This is a genomic window from Bacillus sp. RK1064, assembly GCF_051488405.1.
In the GTDB taxonomy this organism is placed as follows: Bacteria; Bacillota; Bacilli; order Bacillales; family Bacillaceae; genus Bacillus.
In genome coordinates this window covers 1,591,738-1,606,465 of sequence record NZ_JBPSCZ010000001.1, presented here as the reverse complement: position 1 = coordinate 1,606,465, position 14,728 = coordinate 1,591,738, and the positions used below count along the sequence as shown (strand labels likewise).

Here is a 14,728-nt window from a genome sequence, read left to right as displayed (position 1 = left end):
TTAGCTGGTTGTTCTGTTGCCATTTTCAAATCTCATAGTATAATTAAAGGTTGTTAGTGGTGAAAATAGATTGCATAATGAATATAGGATGATGATGAATGAAACGTGCTCGAATTATATACAATCCGACATCTGGGCGTGAACTCTTCAAGAAGAATTTGCCGCAGGTTTTGCAAAAATTTGAACAAGCTGGTTATGAAACATCTTGTCATGCAACCACATGTGCAGGAGATGCGACACAAGCAGCTGAAAAAGCTGCACAGAGAGACTTTGATTTAATTGTAGCAGCAGGTGGAGACGGCACGATCAATGAAGTCGTCAACGGACTAGCACCGCTTGAAAAAAGACCAAAACTAGGAATCATTCCTGTTGGAACAACAAATGACTTCGCAAGAGCACTTGGCATTCCACGAGAAGGTGTTTTAAAAGCGACAGATGCCATTATTGATGGTGTAGCGAAGCCGCTTGATATCGGTAAAGTCAACGGCCATTATTTTATTAATATTGCAGGCGGCGGCCGGTTAACAGAGCTCACTTATGAAGTGCCTAGTAAGCTGAAGACAATGCTTGGACAGCTTGCTTATTATTTAAAAGGCATGGAGATGCTTCCTTCTATCCGCCCGACAGAAGTCGAAATTGAATATGACGGCAAATTGTTTCATGGAGAAATCATGCTGTTTCTTGTTTCACTCACAAATTCAGTAGGCGGCTTTGAAAAGCTAGCGCCAGATTCCATTTTAGATGATGGAATGTTTGACCTGATTATTTTAAAGAAGGTCAATTTAGCAGAAGCCATTCGAGTAGTCAGCCTTGCACTGCGAGGCGAGCATATTCATGATAACAATGTCATCTACGCAAAAGCGAATCGCGTGAAGGTAGATGTAAAAGATAAAATGCAATTAAATTTAGATGGCGAATTCGGCGGCATGCTGCCAGGTGAATTTGAAAACCTGTATCGTCATATAGAATTTATAGTGCCAAAAGCAACAGCTGAAAAAATAGGGTAGAGATTGAACTTGGTTCCTTATGGCGCCAAGTTTTTCTTTGCAAATGAGGTGATAAAATTGGTGAAAATGAAACCGCCTGTTGAAAAGAATGAATACTACAATGTAACCTTCGAAGACTTAACGCACGAGGGTGCAGGTGTAGCGAAAATTGAAGGGTTCCCTGTATTTGTACCGAATGCCCTGCCTGACGAACAAGGGAAAATCAAAGTCACACGTGTCAAAAAAGGATTTGCTTTTGGACGACTCATGGAGCTGACAAAGGAAAGTCAGCACAGGCAAGATGCGCCATGTCCTATCTACAAGCAGTGCGGAGGCTGTCAAATTCAGCATATGAGCTATGAAGGCCAGCTGCTATTTAAACAGAAACAAGTAAAGGACGTTTTAGAGCGGATCGGCAAGCTTGATATGAGCCGTGTAAAAGTTCATCCTGTACTCGGCATGGAAGACCCTTGGAATTACCGAAACAAAGCACAAGTTCCAGTTGGCGAACGGGAAGGCGGACTTGTTGCAGGATTTTATCAGCAGCGTACCCATGAAATCATTGATATGGAAAAATGTTTGATTCAGCAGTCAGAAAATGACGAAGTGGTACAGGCAGTAAAAGACATATGCAATGCGTTTGGCATCAAAGCATATAACGAAGAGCGGCACAAAGGCTGGCTGCGTCATGTGATGGTTCGCTACGGTATTGCAACAGGTGAAATGATGGTTGTGTTTGTCACAAGAACGGCTGACTTTCCGCAAAAGCAGCAGGTGATTGAGCAGATTATAGCACGCTTCCCACACGTTCGGTCAATTGTGCAAAACGTGAATTCTAAGAAAACAAATGTCATTTTCGGAGACGAAACGACTGTTTTATGGGGAGAAGAATACATTTATGACACGATTGGCGACATCAAATTTGCCATTTCAGCCCGCTCGTTTTATCAAGTGAACCCAGCCCAAACTAAGGTGCTTTACGACAAAGCGCTTGAATATGCCGAGCTGCAAGGAGAAGAAACTGTCATCGATGCGTATTGTGGAATCGGTACGATTTCCTTATTTCTCGCACAAAAAGCAGGCAGAGTATATGGCGTAGAAATTGTGCCAGAAGCGATTGAAGATGCAAAACGCAACGCTGCCTTAAACGGAATCAACAACGTCGAATTCGCAGTCGGTGAAGCAGAAACCGTCATCCCAAATTGGTATAAAGAAGGCATCAAAGCAGACACCCTCGTCGTCGACCCGCCAAGAAAGGGCTGTGACGAAGCACTGCTTGATACGATTTTAAAGATGAAACCAAATCGAGTTGTTTACGTGTCCTGTAATCCTGGGACGTTAGCTCGTGATTTGCGCATTCTTGAAGATGGTGGGTATTTGACAGAGGAAGTACAGCCTGTGGATATGTTTCCGCATACGAGTCATGTGGAGTGTGTGGCAAGTCTTGTGATTAATCATTAATGTATTGAAAGACATCCCGATTTCGAGAAAAACATCGATATCAGGATGATGCATAGGCCTTCTGCTGATAGCATCTATGGTCCAAAGATTAAAGCAGCAGTGTTAGAAAAGCGGTATAAAATAATATCTATGAGTAAATAGCCCCCTGTCCTTTATTGGATGGGGGGCTATTCTCCTGTGTTTTTCTGATTTTTTTGATCAAGCGCAGAGGATATGATATCAAGTCCGATGTATAAAAAGCTAACAAAGAAAGATAAAATCAATACACCATTTCCCCATATAGAAACTTCAATTTTCTCCAAATTTAGTACATATTTAATCGTGAAGTAAATAAGAGCCCACGAAGCAAAAAATTCTAAAATATAAATCATCCATTTTGGGAGCTTTAACAAAAAAGTGATTCCTTTCCCTATAAATAAAACTATAAATGACCAAAAAATCACGATGATGCTGACTAACAATGAAAAGTTAATCAAAGAGAAAAATGAATCATAAGTGATGTATTCACCGAAAAGAAAATTCACTCCCAATGAGACTAGATAAAGCATAACAGTTGGAAGGGCAATAACGAAACTTAGGGAAAAAAATATTAGTAAAATAAGAAGAACGGCAGCAATAGCGCCAGGGGCTTCATCTACAACGTTTTTCTTTCTGAAAAAAGTATAGAGTATGATAGACACTAAAAGGAGTATTAAAAAAGTCAATGAAATCACGTAAGAAAAAGACATGAATACCTCCATAAAAAAGCGCTATTAGAAACTAATAGCACTTATTACTTTTAAGAAAAACCAGTGAAATATTTCTAAAATTCGTATAGGTCTTTTAAGAAAATCACTCTTATTATGCAATACACAAAAATTGTAACAAAAACCATATTAAGAATGAATTGTATCTTAGTACTGTATTTTATATAACGTGATATATTTTGAATAGAGAATATCTAAAGTTGAAAAAGTTAAGTATCAGTTTAACAATTTTTTCTGTGTTATTCGCTGCCGGTTGGTCGCTTGATAAAATCATTACTTCTAATACTTATCATGTAACAGAAAAGGCAATTACAATTTAAAAAGCCCCTGCATAGGGCTTTTTTTATTTGAATATCTTTTTTATTAGTTTGCCAGATGCATTACCTGCTGCCCGTCGCATGACACGTTTTCCAGTAGTACCTTTTTGAACGGCGTTTACGTCTCCTCAAATTTTTGATATTTTATAAAGTGCTGATAGCATTTTGTTAATGTTCATTTTATGCTCCTTTTTTGCGTTGAATCCTTACTAAAGTATATAATGATAAAAATTGCTGAAAGATTTTATAGAAGAAACATGCCCTTTAAGGCGCTATGTCATGAGAGGAATTGGATGAAAGATGAGTAAAAATTTCTGGCGTGATTTACCACGGCCATTTTTTATATTAGCACCAATGGAAGAAGTGACAGATGTTGTGTTTCGTCATGTTGTGAGTGAGGCGGCGAGACCTGATGTGTTTTTTACAGAGTTCACGAACAGCGAGAGCTATTGCCATCCGGATGGGATTCAAAGTGTGAAAGGGCGTTTAACGTTTACAGAGGATGAGCAGCCAATTGTTGCTCATATTTGGGGAGACAAGCCTGAGAACTTTAGACAAATGAGCATTGGAATGGCGGAGTTAGGATTTCAGGGGCTTGATATTAATATGGGCTGTCCTGTCCCGAATGTCACGCAAAACGGGAAGGGCAGTGGATTGATTTTACGTCCAGACGTTGCGGCAGAGCTGATTCAGGCTGCAAAAGCTGGGGGGTTACCTGTCAGTGTGAAAACAAGACTTGGTTTTACAGAGGTCGATGAATGGCGCGGGTGGCTCAGACACATATTGGAGCAAGACATTGTGAATTTATCAATCCATCTCCGCACAAGAAAAGAAATGAGCCAAGTGGATGCACATTGGGAGCTCATTCCTGAGATAAAAAAACTTCGTGATGAAGTAGCACCTGATACTCTTTTGACCATCAATGGTGATATTCCTGATCGTCAAACGGGCTTAAAGCTCGCTGAGCAGTATGGAGTGGACGGAGTGATGATTGGGCGCGGGATTTTCCATAATCCATTTGCCTTTGAAAAAGAACAGAAGGAGCATACGAGTGATGAGCTGCTAGGCCTTTTAAGATTGCATCTTGATCTTCATGATCAATATTCATCACTAGGCTTGCGTCCATTCAAGGCACTGCACCGTTTCTTTAAGATTTATGTGAAAGGATTCAGAGGAGCGAGTTTCCTAAGAAATCAATTAATGAACACATCATCAACAGATGAAGTGCGTGCAATGCTGGATGAATTTGAAGCGAGAAATAAAGAACAATAACGATTGAAAAGAGGAGGAGAAGCCCTTCTCTTTTTTCTATGAATAGGACTATTAAACTAGTCGTCTCAAATGGTAAGATAAGATAGAAATAACAATTGGAGGTATTTTATTTGAAATCATTTTGGGATAAAGACAGAGAAAGTGAAGAGACATTTAATAAAATCAATGAGAAAGGAATTGCAAAAGCGGAAAAGAAGCTAGGCGTCATCCTGCCTGATACATATAAGAAACTTATTCTTGAACAAAATGGCGGTTATACCTTGCATAATGCTTTTCCAACGGACCAGCCGAATGGATGGGCAGAGGATCATGTGTCATTTGATCATTTAAGAGGAATTGCTAAAAATGAAGGCATTATGGATAGTGATTATTTAATAGAAGAATGGGAATTGCCTGAGGGACTTGTGCTGATTTGTGGAGATGGTCATACGTGGATTGCATTGGATTACAGAGAAACAAAGGAGCATCCGCCCATTCATTACTTTGATCTAGAATATGAGACGGATTTCAAATTAGCGGATTCGTTTGATGAACTGCTTGCTGGGCATTATACTGCTGAATAACATTGAGCAGTCATCACTTATTTCAGAAAAATATTTTGGTGTTTTTTGAGAGAGACAAAAGTGTCTCTCTTTTTTTATGAAGCAAAATGAATTATTTCACCACTTCACTCCAAAACTGTACCTGTTATTTTTTAAGTCCTATTATTCAATTGGTTCCATTTCCACTCACTAAATTTTCTTACGATAATATCTACCACAATGTAAAATGGCAGAAAGCTTGAGTTGTCCACTTTGTTATACAAAGGAAACGGGGTGCTGCTTACATAGATGTTAAACATGGCATTTTGTGCAAGGAGGTTATTCCTCAATGTGGTCATGCTGATAAATTTGATATGTCTAGTTTTCACCAATTGAATGATTTCATCTAAATTCTTCGATTCGCCTGATAAAGAAATGATAAATAAAAGGTCATCCTCACCAAATTCAACGATTCCATCTGTTAAGTCTCGCTTACTTCGTAAAACTTGAGATTTCTTATGCAGTGACCATAACTGTCGTTGTACATCATTGGCCAAATCGAGCTGAGCTGTTCCTGTACCATAAATATAAATATACGTTGCGCGATCAATCAGTTGATTTAATTGATGAAAGTCCAGCTGCTCCATATATTTCCTTGTCTGCTGGATATCTTGATCGAGCAGCTTCATTAAATCTTGTGTTGTTTCTTCAGTATGATTATTCAATTTCACATAAGACTTTAAGTCACTGTAGCCGTCGAAGCCTATTTTCTTGGCAAGCCGATGGATGGATGAGATGGAAGTATGAGCATAATGAGCAAGATCCTGAATTTTCATTGTCTTCATTTCTTCAAGGTGATCGTGAATGGTTTTAATAATGTGCAGGTCATTCTTATTTAAATCTTCGAAGTATTCATTTACCAGCTTGTCCAATATCATGCGATGTGCCCTCCAACATGAAAATATTTTCTTCCTGTGAAAATATAATCTAATGTTACAACTTGATTTCTAAATACGTCAAACCTATTGGTTTTTGTAAGCGCTCCCTTTACAGTGGTCTTATGGATCAAACAAAGGGGTGATGCTTATGAATGCAATCAAGCGATTTGGCAGTGCTATGGTAGTTCCTGTACTTTTATTCGCATTTTTTGGTATTGTTGTAGGCCTTGCGACTTTATGTAAGAATCCAGCGATTATGGGGGAAATGGCTGCAGAAGGTACGACGTGGTATAAGGTTTGGGCACTGATTGAAAGCGGGGGATGGACGATCTTCAATCATATGGAGCTGGCATTTGTGATTGGCTTGCCCATCTCACTTGCAAAAAAAGCGCAAGCACGTGCTACGCTCGCAGCTTTGATGATTTATCTTGTGTTTAACAATTATATTCATGCTATTTTGACACTTTGGCCGTCCACTTTTGGTGTAGATTTATCGCAAGGTGTCGAGAACGTAGCGGGTGTAAAAGAAATTGCGGGTATACCTACGCTCGATACAAGTATCATTGGTGCGGTTATGATATCTGGAATCGTGATTTGGATCCATAATCGTTTTTATGATCAAAAGCTGCCTGAAATGCTCGGGATTTTCCAGGGGCTTGTATTTGTTGTCATCATCGGATTCTTTGTGATGATTCCTATTGCTTTTATCGTTGCTTTTGTATGGCCTTATGTTCAGCAAGGGATTCAATCTCTCCAAGGGTTCATGTCACAGTCTGGTTATATTGGTGTCTGGCTGTTTCATTTCTTGGAAAGGGTGTTGATTCCAACAGGACTTCACCATTTTATTTATACACCTTTTGAGTTTGGTCCAGCTGCTGTAAATGGGGGGTTAAAACCATATTGGATTGCTCACTTAAATGAATTTGCGACCTCAACTTCCGATTTGAAAAATCTTTATCCATACGGATTTTTACTGCATGGAAATATTAAGATGTTCGGCTGTTTAGGGATAGCTCTAGCGATGTATTTTTCTACCCCGAAAGAAAATAGAAAAAAGGTTTTGGCATTGGTGTTACCCGCCACATTAACAGCAATATTTGCCGGAATTACAGAACCACTTGAATTTACATTTCTATTTCTCGCACCTTATTTATTTGTGATACATGCACTTCTTGGAGCCACCATGGTGACAATCATGAATATGTTTGGTGTTGTCGGAATGATGGGTTCCGGGCTTATTGAGATAGCTGCGTTGAACTGGATTCCGCTCTCTTCAAATCATGGAGGGATTTATCTGATCCAAGCCATGATTGGATGTCTATTTACAGCATTGTATTTTGTCATATTTAGATGGATGATTGTGAAATTTGATATTCCATTACCAGGTCGAAAACATGAGGAGGAGACTAGGCTATATACAAAACAAGATTATGAGAATGCTAATAAAAAGGGTCATGACAAAAAGGAAGCGCCCGTTTATGCGTCTGAGTATGAAGAGAAAGCCGTTTATTTCTTAGAAGGCCTTGGCGGTAAAGAAAACATTAAAGATGTGACAAACTGTGCCACGCGTCTGCGTATTACAGTGATTGACCCTAGCTTGGTGAAAGATAGGGAATACTTTACAAAAAATAAACTGGCACACGGAATAGCTAAGAGTGGTCAAAGCATTCAAATCATTGTTGGCTTAAGTGTACCGCAAGTGAGAGAGTCCTTTGAGGCAAAACTTGCATTTAATTGAAAAAGGAGCTGGATATCATGAAAACATTTAATATTACCATTGCTGGAGGCGGAAGTACATTTACACCAGGGATCATTTTGATGCTGTTAAACTATCTAGAGGAGTTCCCAATTCATACAATTAAACTCTATGATAATGATGAAGCTAGACAAAAGACGATTGCAGATGCATGTGAGATTATGTTAAAAGAACGAGCACCAGAAGTGCGGTTACTGGCAAGCACGGACCCAGAAGAAGCCTTTACTCAAGTCGATTTTGTGATGGCACATATCCGTGTCGGCAAATATGCGATGCGTGAATTAGATGAGAAAATTCCATTGAAGCATGGAGTCGTCGGACAGGAAACATGCGGTCCAGGCGGAATAGCTTATGGAATGCGGTCCATTCCAGGTGTATTAGAACTTGTCGATTATATGGAAAAATACTCACCTGAAGCTTGGATGTTAAACTATTCTAACCCTGCAGCGATAGTAGCAGAGGCAACACGTAAGCTAAGACCTAATGCCAAAATTTTAAACATATGCGATATGCCAATTGGTATTGAAGAATTAATTGCAAAGAATTTAGGCTTATCTTCACGGAAAGAACTAGAAGTAGATTACTATGGTTTGAATCATTTTGGCTGGTGGACAGATATTCGAGATAAAGCAGGAAATAGCTTAATGCCTGAGGTGATTCAGCATGTAAGACAGCATGGTTATGCAACAGATGGAACATCTGAACTAGAACAGCAGAAGAGCTGGAACAGCACGTTAAAAAAGGCTAAAGATATTCAAGCACTTGATCCAAAAACGGTACCGAATACGTATTTGAAATACTATCTATTTCCAGATGAAGAAGTGGCACATTCAAATATAGACTTCACGCGTGCCAATGAAGTGATGGAGGGGCGGGAAGCTTTTGTTTTTAGTGAATGTCAGGCCATCATTGATAAAGGAACGGCAAAGGAAACAAAGCTGACCATTGATGAGCACGCTTCCTATATCGTTGATTTGGCAAGGGCTATTGCTTTTAATAAAAAGGAACGGATGCTGATGATTGTAGAGAACAATGGCGCCATTAGGAACTTTGACCCTACAGCCATGGTCGAAATCCCTTGTATCGTTGGCAGCAGCGGTCCAGAAAAATTAGTGGTTGGAGAAATTCCTAGATTTCAAAAAAGTCTCATGGAGCAGCAAGTTGGCGTAGAAAAATTAGTAGTAGAAGCATTTGAAGAAGGTTCCTATCAAAAACTATGGCAGGCCATCACATTATCGAAAACGGTGCCGAGTGCTAAAGTAGCAAAAGATATTTTAGACGACTTAATTGTGGCAAATAAAGCATTTTGGCCAGAGTTAACATAACACGAGGATAAGCAATATGGGCGTTACATCGCTCATATTGCTTATTTGTTTTTTCAACCGATGTATTCCGCTTTTTTTGTGATGGCGACAAAGCAGTTTTCACTGGGTACTAAAAGCCCCCTCACCAAAAAGGGGGTCACCAATTCCTTACTCTGCACTCTCCTCAACCTCACGGCTATCCTCTGTTTCACCAATATAAATTGGACCGTTTGCGTGGTCGAGTCGGATTGGCCATTCGTATGGAATTTGAAGTCGTTTAGCAATACCTCTCCAGAATTTTGTAGAATCATATTCGAATTCTTGGAAGTCTTTTAATAAGTCTTTGTAAGACGAGCCATCAAATTGAATGAACATATCTTGAAGGCGCATGAACGCGACATGTCTCACTTCTAATGCTGCCGCAGCTTCCATTTCTTCTTCTGTTGCTTCACCAATGATTGTTCCTGCGGGCGGAAGCATGTCGTATACATTGAATTCCTCTTCTTCTTCGTGTGCTGCATTGTGCTGTTGATCTGACATTTTCTTCACTCCTTCTAGTTTTCATCAAAATTTTATTCGTGCTTACCTTTATTATCGGAAGAAAATGCGAAATGTGGAATGAAAAAAGAAGCAGATCCACAACACTTGCTTTTTCTTCTTGAATCTTTTATGATCAATTACAGATATAAAAGGTCTATAATAGATAGAAAGGAATGTTCCTATGAAATATTCTAAAGCGACCAACTATGCACTTCATACGATGGTGTTTTTAACTCTTGCGCCGAAGGGGAAAGCAATTGGCGTTGAGCCTCTTGCTAAAATGCAAGATCTTTCACCCACCTATTTATCTAAAATTTTAACAAAGCTTGTAAAGGCAGGATTGATTGAATCAACACCTGGTGCAAAAGGTGGTTACGCCATTATGAACCAGAAGGAAGACATTTCGTTTTTAGACGTCATTCAGGCTGTAGAAGGGCAAACGAATTTGTTTCGCTGTTCTTTAGAGCATGATTCTTTCATGCCTCATGATGACTGTTTGATTGAACAGGTCATGCAGGATGTTGAAACAAAAATGCAGGAGACGTTAAGTCAAAAGCGGTTAGTTGATATTGCAAGCCAAATTGAGCAGACAGAAAAGAATCCATTTTTCAACATGTGATTTTTTTGAACTAATTATAGATATTAAGAGTCTTTAAAATCTTTAATAAAAAGGAGAGATTTACATGTTATTAGATTGTGCCATTATCGGAGGCGGGCCAGCCGGATTAAGTGTAGCACTTGTTGTGGGGCGGGGCAGAAAACAGGTCATTGTATTCGATGACGAGATGCCAAGAAATCGAGTGACACAGGAATCACATGGATTTATTACAAACGATGGAATGACACCGTTTGAGATCAGACAAGCGGGAGAGGCAGATATTCAAAACTACCCTCATATTCAAATAAAGCGAAGCAGAATTGTTGAGATACAAAACAATGAGGACAACTTTACGTTACTGACACAAGAGGGAGAAAGATTCGAAGCGAAGAAAATCATATTGGCAACAGGACTTCAGGATATACTGCCAGAGATTAAGGGAATTCATGACGTGTATGGAAAGACGTTGTTTAGCTGTCCTTTCTGCGATGGCTGGGAGCTAAAGGACAAGCCGCTTGCCCTAATTGCTGAGAACCCACGCGCCTTGCATATGGCTAAACTTCTTTCCAATTGGACAAAGGATTTGATCGTGTTTACGAATGGACAGCAAGTGTTTGCTGAAGAGGAGCAGGCATTGCTATCAGCACATTTTATACAAGTCATTGATGTACCGATTATGTCAATTCATCATGAGAATGGACAAATGCACTCTCTTCACCTTTCGAATGGGGAAACGGTGAAAAGAGAAGGCGGATTTGTCGCAAGTGAATTCAAGCAGTCAGCTCCATTTGCTGAAAAACTTGGCTGCCAAATGACGAAAAATGCGGGCATTGAAACAGATATTCTTGGACGTACAACCGTCAGCGGTGTCTTTGCATGCGGTGACAATTTAGGCGGCCCTGCTCAACTTGTACTTGCAGCAGCTGCTGGAAGCCAGGCAGGAATGGGCGTCATCCATGAACTTGTGCAAGAGGAATTTCAACAAAAAACATCTCTATGAAAAGAGATGTTCAGCGATGAGCGGTTTTCCGTTTTGCTAAGACGTGAGCAATCCATTCGAAAAGTGCGTAAATCACAAAGAAGATAAGAAGCCAGCTGCTGGCATCGACCCATATATTGGTGATATGAATGATGTTCGCCTGATCAAGTCCAGTCTGTATCCACATGGTGATCAATGCTGTGAGGAACACTTGTAGAAACCATTTTGATTTTTTCAATTGGTCACACCTCCATCTCTTTCCATCATATAAGAAATGACAGTTTATTTCCAATTGTATTTCCATCAGTTTCAACGGTAAAATAATAAATAAAACCAATGGAAGGACATGAGATGAACGATCAAACCAATAGTTTTTTAAAAAGTCATTTTTCTGATCTTGTCCTCACACCGTCCCTTTTTTATCAATGGCCTTTTGGGCTTCGCTTTGAAGTGGCAGATTGGTCATTAGGAGAAGAATCAGTTGTATTAGAAAAAGCAGGGGATCGTGCTTTGAAAATTGTCAGATATGCTTTTGATCCAGAAGACGATATTCTGTTTGTCACGGATGTCTATACGCAGCATGAACATGAATTAACGAAGAAAAAGCTCCTAGTTTATCAGAAATATGTCCGCCAGCAAGTACGCAATCGATTGCGTCACGAGCTTTTGACCTATGTACGACCAGAAATAGATGACCCACTGACATTGGAGAGATTTACACTGAAATGCCGGCTGCAAGATATTCGATTGCGTCCACTTCTACAAGCCATGTGCCGAGAGGATTTCTATGCACCGAATCAAATCATGAAGGGGAAGCTTGATTATGAAATTTATCTCATCAATCTCTCGAAACAGATGATTTTCCACTTATATGATGATCGAGGCTGTGATCTCATAGCGTCAGATTCTGAGCGTCTTCGGCCAGTCTATGAGGGCTTACAGCACTGGCTATTAGACTATGATCGTGCTCAGATGGACCGGCTGTTTGCAGCGAAATAAGAAAACCGCACTTTTGACAAGTGCGGTTCTGTTTTATGCTTCTACTTTATTGAAGAACTGTGGTAAATATTCTTTGTGTGCTTCTAGCATTTCATCGAGGATGCTTTTTGCAATCGCATCTGATGGGACGAGCGGGTTGATCGTCATTGCGACAAGGGCTGTGTTGTAATCGCCTGTCACGGCTGCTTCAGCGGCAACACGTTCAAAGGATTTAATTTGAGAAATGAGTCCTTTGACAGCGACTGGCATTTCACCAACAGCGATTGGTTTAGGACCGTCTTTTGTGATGACGCAGTTGAGTTCAACGGCAGAATCATTTGGAATGTCACTGATGGCACCATTGTTGATGGTGTTCACAGGCTGAATGTCATGCTTGTCGTTATAAATGGATGCAATCAAGTTACAAGCCGCATCACTGTAGTAAGCACCGCCTCGTTTTTCAAGCTGTGGCGGTTTGATATCAAGATCAGGATCTTTGTAAAGCTCGAACAGGTCATTTTCTAGTGCACGAACGACTTCTGCACGAGTTCCTTCATTCTCTGCTGCTTTCTTTTCTTCAGCCAGCATATCACTTGTTTTGTAGTAGTAGCGGTGATATGGACATGGAATGACGCCAAGCCCTTTTAAGAAATCTGCATTCCACGGAATGGCTTGAATGTTGTTCATCGACATGCTGGAGTTTGGATCTGCCATGTCTTCGATGACTTGATCCATGATGCTTTTGCCATCTAAGAATACATTGAGTCCAAAGACCATATGGTTTAATCCAGCAAAGCTGACTTCGACTCTGCTTGCGTCTACATCAAGTCCTTTGGCGATTCCCATGCGAATACCGATTGGCACGTTGCATAAGCCAACGACTTTGCGATGGTTTGAATAGCGAAGAACGGCTTCTGTGACCATACCAGCTGGGTTGGTGAAATTCACAAGCCATGCGTCTGGGCACAGTTCTTCAATATCTTTGACAATATCAAGAATGACTGGAATGGTGCGAAGTCCTTTGAATAGACCTCCTGGACCATTCGTTTCTTGACCAATGACATCATATTTTAAAGGAATGCGTTCATCCTTCATACGTGCTTCAAGAAGTCCGACACGGAATTGTGTTGTGACGAAATCAGCGCCCGCAAGCGCTTTCCGGCGATCTAATGTTAAATGAACCTCGATTGGAAGTCCTGCCTTTTTCACCATGCGTTTTGCAAGATTTCCGACGATTTCAAGCTTCTCTTTTCCCGCTTCAATATCGACAAGCCAAAGCTCGCTAATCGGAAATTCATCGTATCGTTTAATAAATCCTTCTACAAGCTCTGGTGTATAGCTTGATCCTCCGCCAATTGTGACAACCTTTAATCCTTTTGCCATGTGCTGCACCTCCGAATAATGTAACGCGCAATGTTATAATAGAGAAAAGCCAATTCTTTTGTCTGTACATCTATAGCTTATCGTGAGAGCATCTAGTGCGTAAATGACTTCAGCGTCTTTAGGCAAGGGTGCCCTATTTAGAGATTTGTTACATAAAAGAAACACATTGTGACATGCTGTTGGAGAAAGGGGAAGTCAGATGTTTTCAAGTGAGGTCATTTCAAGCTTTAATGAACTAGAAAGCGCTTTATACCGATATATCATGGAAAACAGTGAAAAGGTCGTGTATATGAGAATTCGGGATTTAGCAGATGCTGCCCATATTTCCACCTCGTCTGTCCTTCGCTTTTGCCGAAAAGTGAATTGTGAAGGCTTTTCAGAGTTTAAAGTGAAACTCAAAATGTATTTAGAATCAGAGCAAACTCCTACTTTAAAAAGCACACAGCACTTTCTATATGAATTTATTGAACGCACACTGAAAGGGGACTTTGAAGGGAAAATTAAGGAGGCAGCAAGGCTCATTGCCGATGCAAAAAATGTGCTGTTTATCGGAACTGGCAGCTCTGGTATTTTGGCACAGTATGGGGCGAGGTATTTTTCGAGTCTTGAGAAATTTTCATTTTACATCAATGATCCGTTTTTCCCGATGAATATGCAGTATTTAGACAATAGTGTCACCATTGTGCTGTCTGTATCAGGGGAGAACCGTATTACGATTGATCATATTTCGAAGTTAAAAAGAGAAGGAAGCAAAATCATTAGTATTACAAACAATCAGCACTGTACGATTTCGCGCATTTCCGATTTAAATATTGCTTATTACGTGACAGACGAACGGGTTCACAGAGCCAATATTACGACACAGACGCCAGTTGTGTATATTTTAGAAGCGATGGCTCGTGACATGTTCGCGATGTTAAAGGAAAAGTAAAAGGAGCCGCTGCATGAA

At 40.1% G+C, this 14,728-nt stretch carries 14 protein-coding genes and 1 pseudogene; 10 read left to right on the top strand and 5 right to left on the bottom strand.

The genetic code is table 11. The annotated features are described in order from the left end of the window. Nucleotides 1-98 precede the first annotated feature (98 nt). Nucleotides 99-1,007, top strand: coding sequence for a diacylglycerol kinase (locus ACSSTM_RS08515; protein ID WP_034664632.1), 909 nt, complete (start codon nucleotides 99-101; stop codon nucleotides 1,005-1,007). Between the two features lie 60 nt (nucleotides 1,008-1,067). Continuing rightward, a complete protein-coding gene (rlmD, locus tag ACSSTM_RS08510) occupies nucleotides 1,068-2,447 on the top strand; it encodes a 23S rRNA (uracil(1939)-C(5))-methyltransferase RlmD (RefSeq protein ID WP_309416303.1) in 1,380 nt (459 codons plus the stop codon). A 167-nt stretch (nucleotides 2,448-2,614) separates the two neighbouring features. Here the strand turns inward: rlmD and ACSSTM_RS08505 are convergent, their stop codons facing one another. Next, the gene (locus ACSSTM_RS08505) at nucleotides 2,615-3,175 is read right to left on the bottom strand and encodes a hypothetical protein (RefSeq protein ID WP_437404131.1); all 561 of its coding nucleotides are present in this window, start codon (nucleotides 3,173-3,175) and stop codon (nucleotides 2,615-2,617) included. A gap of 635 nt (nucleotides 3,176-3,810) precedes the next feature. On the opposite strand from ACSSTM_RS08505, the gene ACSSTM_RS08500 reads away from it, so the two are divergent. Further along, nucleotides 3,811-4,782: a tRNA dihydrouridine synthase gene (locus ACSSTM_RS08500; protein WP_034664624.1), complete on the top strand. Its 972-nt coding sequence runs from the start codon at nucleotides 3,811-3,813 to the stop codon at nucleotides 4,780-4,782. Between the two features lie 110 nt (nucleotides 4,783-4,892). Beyond that, nucleotides 4,893-5,342, top strand: a pseudogene (locus tag ACSSTM_RS08495) (SMI1/KNR4 family protein); the annotation flags it as partial. Between the two features lie 134 nt (nucleotides 5,343-5,476). On the opposite strand, the gene ACSSTM_RS08490 reads toward ACSSTM_RS08495, so the two are convergent. After that, the gene (locus ACSSTM_RS08490; RefSeq protein WP_034664621.1) at nucleotides 5,477-6,241 is read right to left on the bottom strand and encodes a MurR/RpiR family transcriptional regulator; all 765 of its coding nucleotides are present in this window, start codon (nucleotides 6,239-6,241) and stop codon (nucleotides 5,477-5,479) included. Nucleotides 6,242-6,389: 148 nt separating this feature from the next. On the opposite strand from ACSSTM_RS08490, the gene ACSSTM_RS08485 reads away from it, so the two are divergent. Then, complete coding sequence (locus ACSSTM_RS08485) at nucleotides 6,390-7,979, top strand: alpha-glucoside-specific PTS transporter subunit IIBC (protein WP_095286006.1); 1,590 nt, start codon at nucleotides 6,390-6,392, stop codon at nucleotides 7,977-7,979. A gap of 17 nt (nucleotides 7,980-7,996) precedes the next feature. Next, nucleotides 7,997-9,322: a 6-phospho-alpha-glucosidase gene (locus ACSSTM_RS08480; RefSeq protein WP_095286005.1), complete on the top strand. Its 1,326-nt coding sequence runs from the start codon at nucleotides 7,997-7,999 to the stop codon at nucleotides 9,320-9,322. A gap of 147 nt (nucleotides 9,323-9,469) precedes the next feature. On the opposite strand, the gene ACSSTM_RS08475 is transcribed toward ACSSTM_RS08480, so the two are convergent. Then, on the bottom strand, nucleotides 9,470-9,841 hold the full coding sequence (locus ACSSTM_RS08475) for a hypothetical protein (RefSeq protein ID WP_034664610.1): 372 nt from the start codon (nucleotides 9,839-9,841) through the stop codon (nucleotides 9,470-9,472). Nucleotides 9,842-10,022: 181 nt separating this feature from the next. On the opposite strand from ACSSTM_RS08475, the gene ACSSTM_RS08470 reads away from it, so the two are divergent. Continuing rightward, complete coding sequence (locus tag ACSSTM_RS08470) at nucleotides 10,023-10,460, top strand: Rrf2 family transcriptional regulator (RefSeq protein WP_095286004.1); 438 nt, start codon at nucleotides 10,023-10,025, stop codon at nucleotides 10,458-10,460. Between the two features lie 64 nt (nucleotides 10,461-10,524). Then, nucleotides 10,525-11,439 carry an NAD(P)/FAD-dependent oxidoreductase gene (locus tag ACSSTM_RS08465; protein ID WP_095286003.1) on the top strand — a complete coding sequence of 305 codons (915 nt, stop codon included), beginning with the start codon at nucleotides 10,525-10,527 and terminating at the stop codon, nucleotides 11,437-11,439. Between the two features lie 10 nt (nucleotides 11,440-11,449). Here ACSSTM_RS08465 and ACSSTM_RS08460 read toward each other — a convergent pair whose 3' ends face one another. Continuing rightward, on the bottom strand, nucleotides 11,450-11,656 hold the full coding sequence (locus tag ACSSTM_RS08460; protein ID WP_095286002.1) for a hypothetical protein: 207 nt from the start codon (nucleotides 11,654-11,656) through the stop codon (nucleotides 11,450-11,452). 113 nt (nucleotides 11,657-11,769) lie between these two features. Between ACSSTM_RS08460 and ACSSTM_RS08455 the strand changes: the two genes are divergently transcribed. After that, nucleotides 11,770-12,417, top strand: a complete 648-nt coding sequence (locus tag ACSSTM_RS08455) for a DUF3885 domain-containing protein (protein WP_095286001.1) — start codon at nucleotides 11,770-11,772, stop codon at nucleotides 12,415-12,417. Between the two features lie 33 nt (nucleotides 12,418-12,450). Here the strand turns inward: ACSSTM_RS08455 and ACSSTM_RS08450 are convergent, their stop codons facing one another. After that, a complete protein-coding gene (locus ACSSTM_RS08450; RefSeq protein WP_034664592.1) occupies nucleotides 12,451-13,779 on the bottom strand; it encodes a 6-phospho-beta-glucosidase in 1,329 nt (442 codons plus the stop codon). 199 nt (nucleotides 13,780-13,978) lie between these two features. On the opposite strand from ACSSTM_RS08450, the gene ACSSTM_RS08445 reads away from it, so the two are divergent. Further along, complete coding sequence (locus ACSSTM_RS08445) at nucleotides 13,979-14,710, top strand: MurR/RpiR family transcriptional regulator (protein WP_034664588.1); 732 nt, start codon at nucleotides 13,979-13,981, stop codon at nucleotides 14,708-14,710. The last annotated feature ends 18 nt before the right edge of the window (nucleotides 14,711-14,728 follow it).

Coding starts and splice junctions, on each gene's coding strand:
- ACSSTM_RS08445 (WP_034664588.1), top strand. CDS start 13,979: ATGTTTTCAAGTGAGGTCATTTCAAGCTTTAATGAACTAGAAAGCGCT.
- ACSSTM_RS08455 (WP_095286001.1), top strand. CDS start 11,770: ATGAACGATCAAACCAATAGTTTTTTAAAAAGTCATTTTTCTGATCTT.
- ACSSTM_RS08480 (WP_095286005.1), top strand. CDS start 7,997: ATGAAAACATTTAATATTACCATTGCTGGAGGCGGAAGTACATTTACA.
- ACSSTM_RS08485 (WP_095286006.1), top strand. CDS start 6,390: ATGAATGCAATCAAGCGATTTGGCAGTGCTATGGTAGTTCCTGTACTT.
- ACSSTM_RS08500 (WP_034664624.1), top strand. CDS start 3,811: ATGAGTAAAAATTTCTGGCGTGATTTACCACGGCCATTTTTTATATTA.
- ACSSTM_RS08465 (WP_095286003.1), top strand. CDS start 10,525: ATGTTATTAGATTGTGCCATTATCGGAGGCGGGCCAGCCGGATTAAGT.
- ACSSTM_RS08505 (WP_437404131.1), bottom strand. CDS start 3,175: ATGTCTTTTTCTTACGTGATTTCATTGACTTTTTTAATACTCCTTTTA.
- ACSSTM_RS08515 (WP_034664632.1), top strand. CDS start 99: ATGAAACGTGCTCGAATTATATACAATCCGACATCTGGGCGTGAACTC.
- ACSSTM_RS08470 (WP_095286004.1), top strand. CDS start 10,023: ATGAAATATTCTAAAGCGACCAACTATGCACTTCATACGATGGTGTTT.
- ACSSTM_RS08490 (WP_034664621.1), bottom strand. CDS start 6,241: ATGATATTGGACAAGCTGGTAAATGAATACTTCGAAGATTTAAATAAG.
- ACSSTM_RS08475 (WP_034664610.1), bottom strand. CDS start 9,841: ATGTCAGATCAACAGCACAATGCAGCACACGAAGAAGAAGAGGAATTC.
- ACSSTM_RS08450 (WP_034664592.1), bottom strand. CDS start 13,779: ATGGCAAAAGGATTAAAGGTTGTCACAATTGGCGGAGGATCAAGCTAT.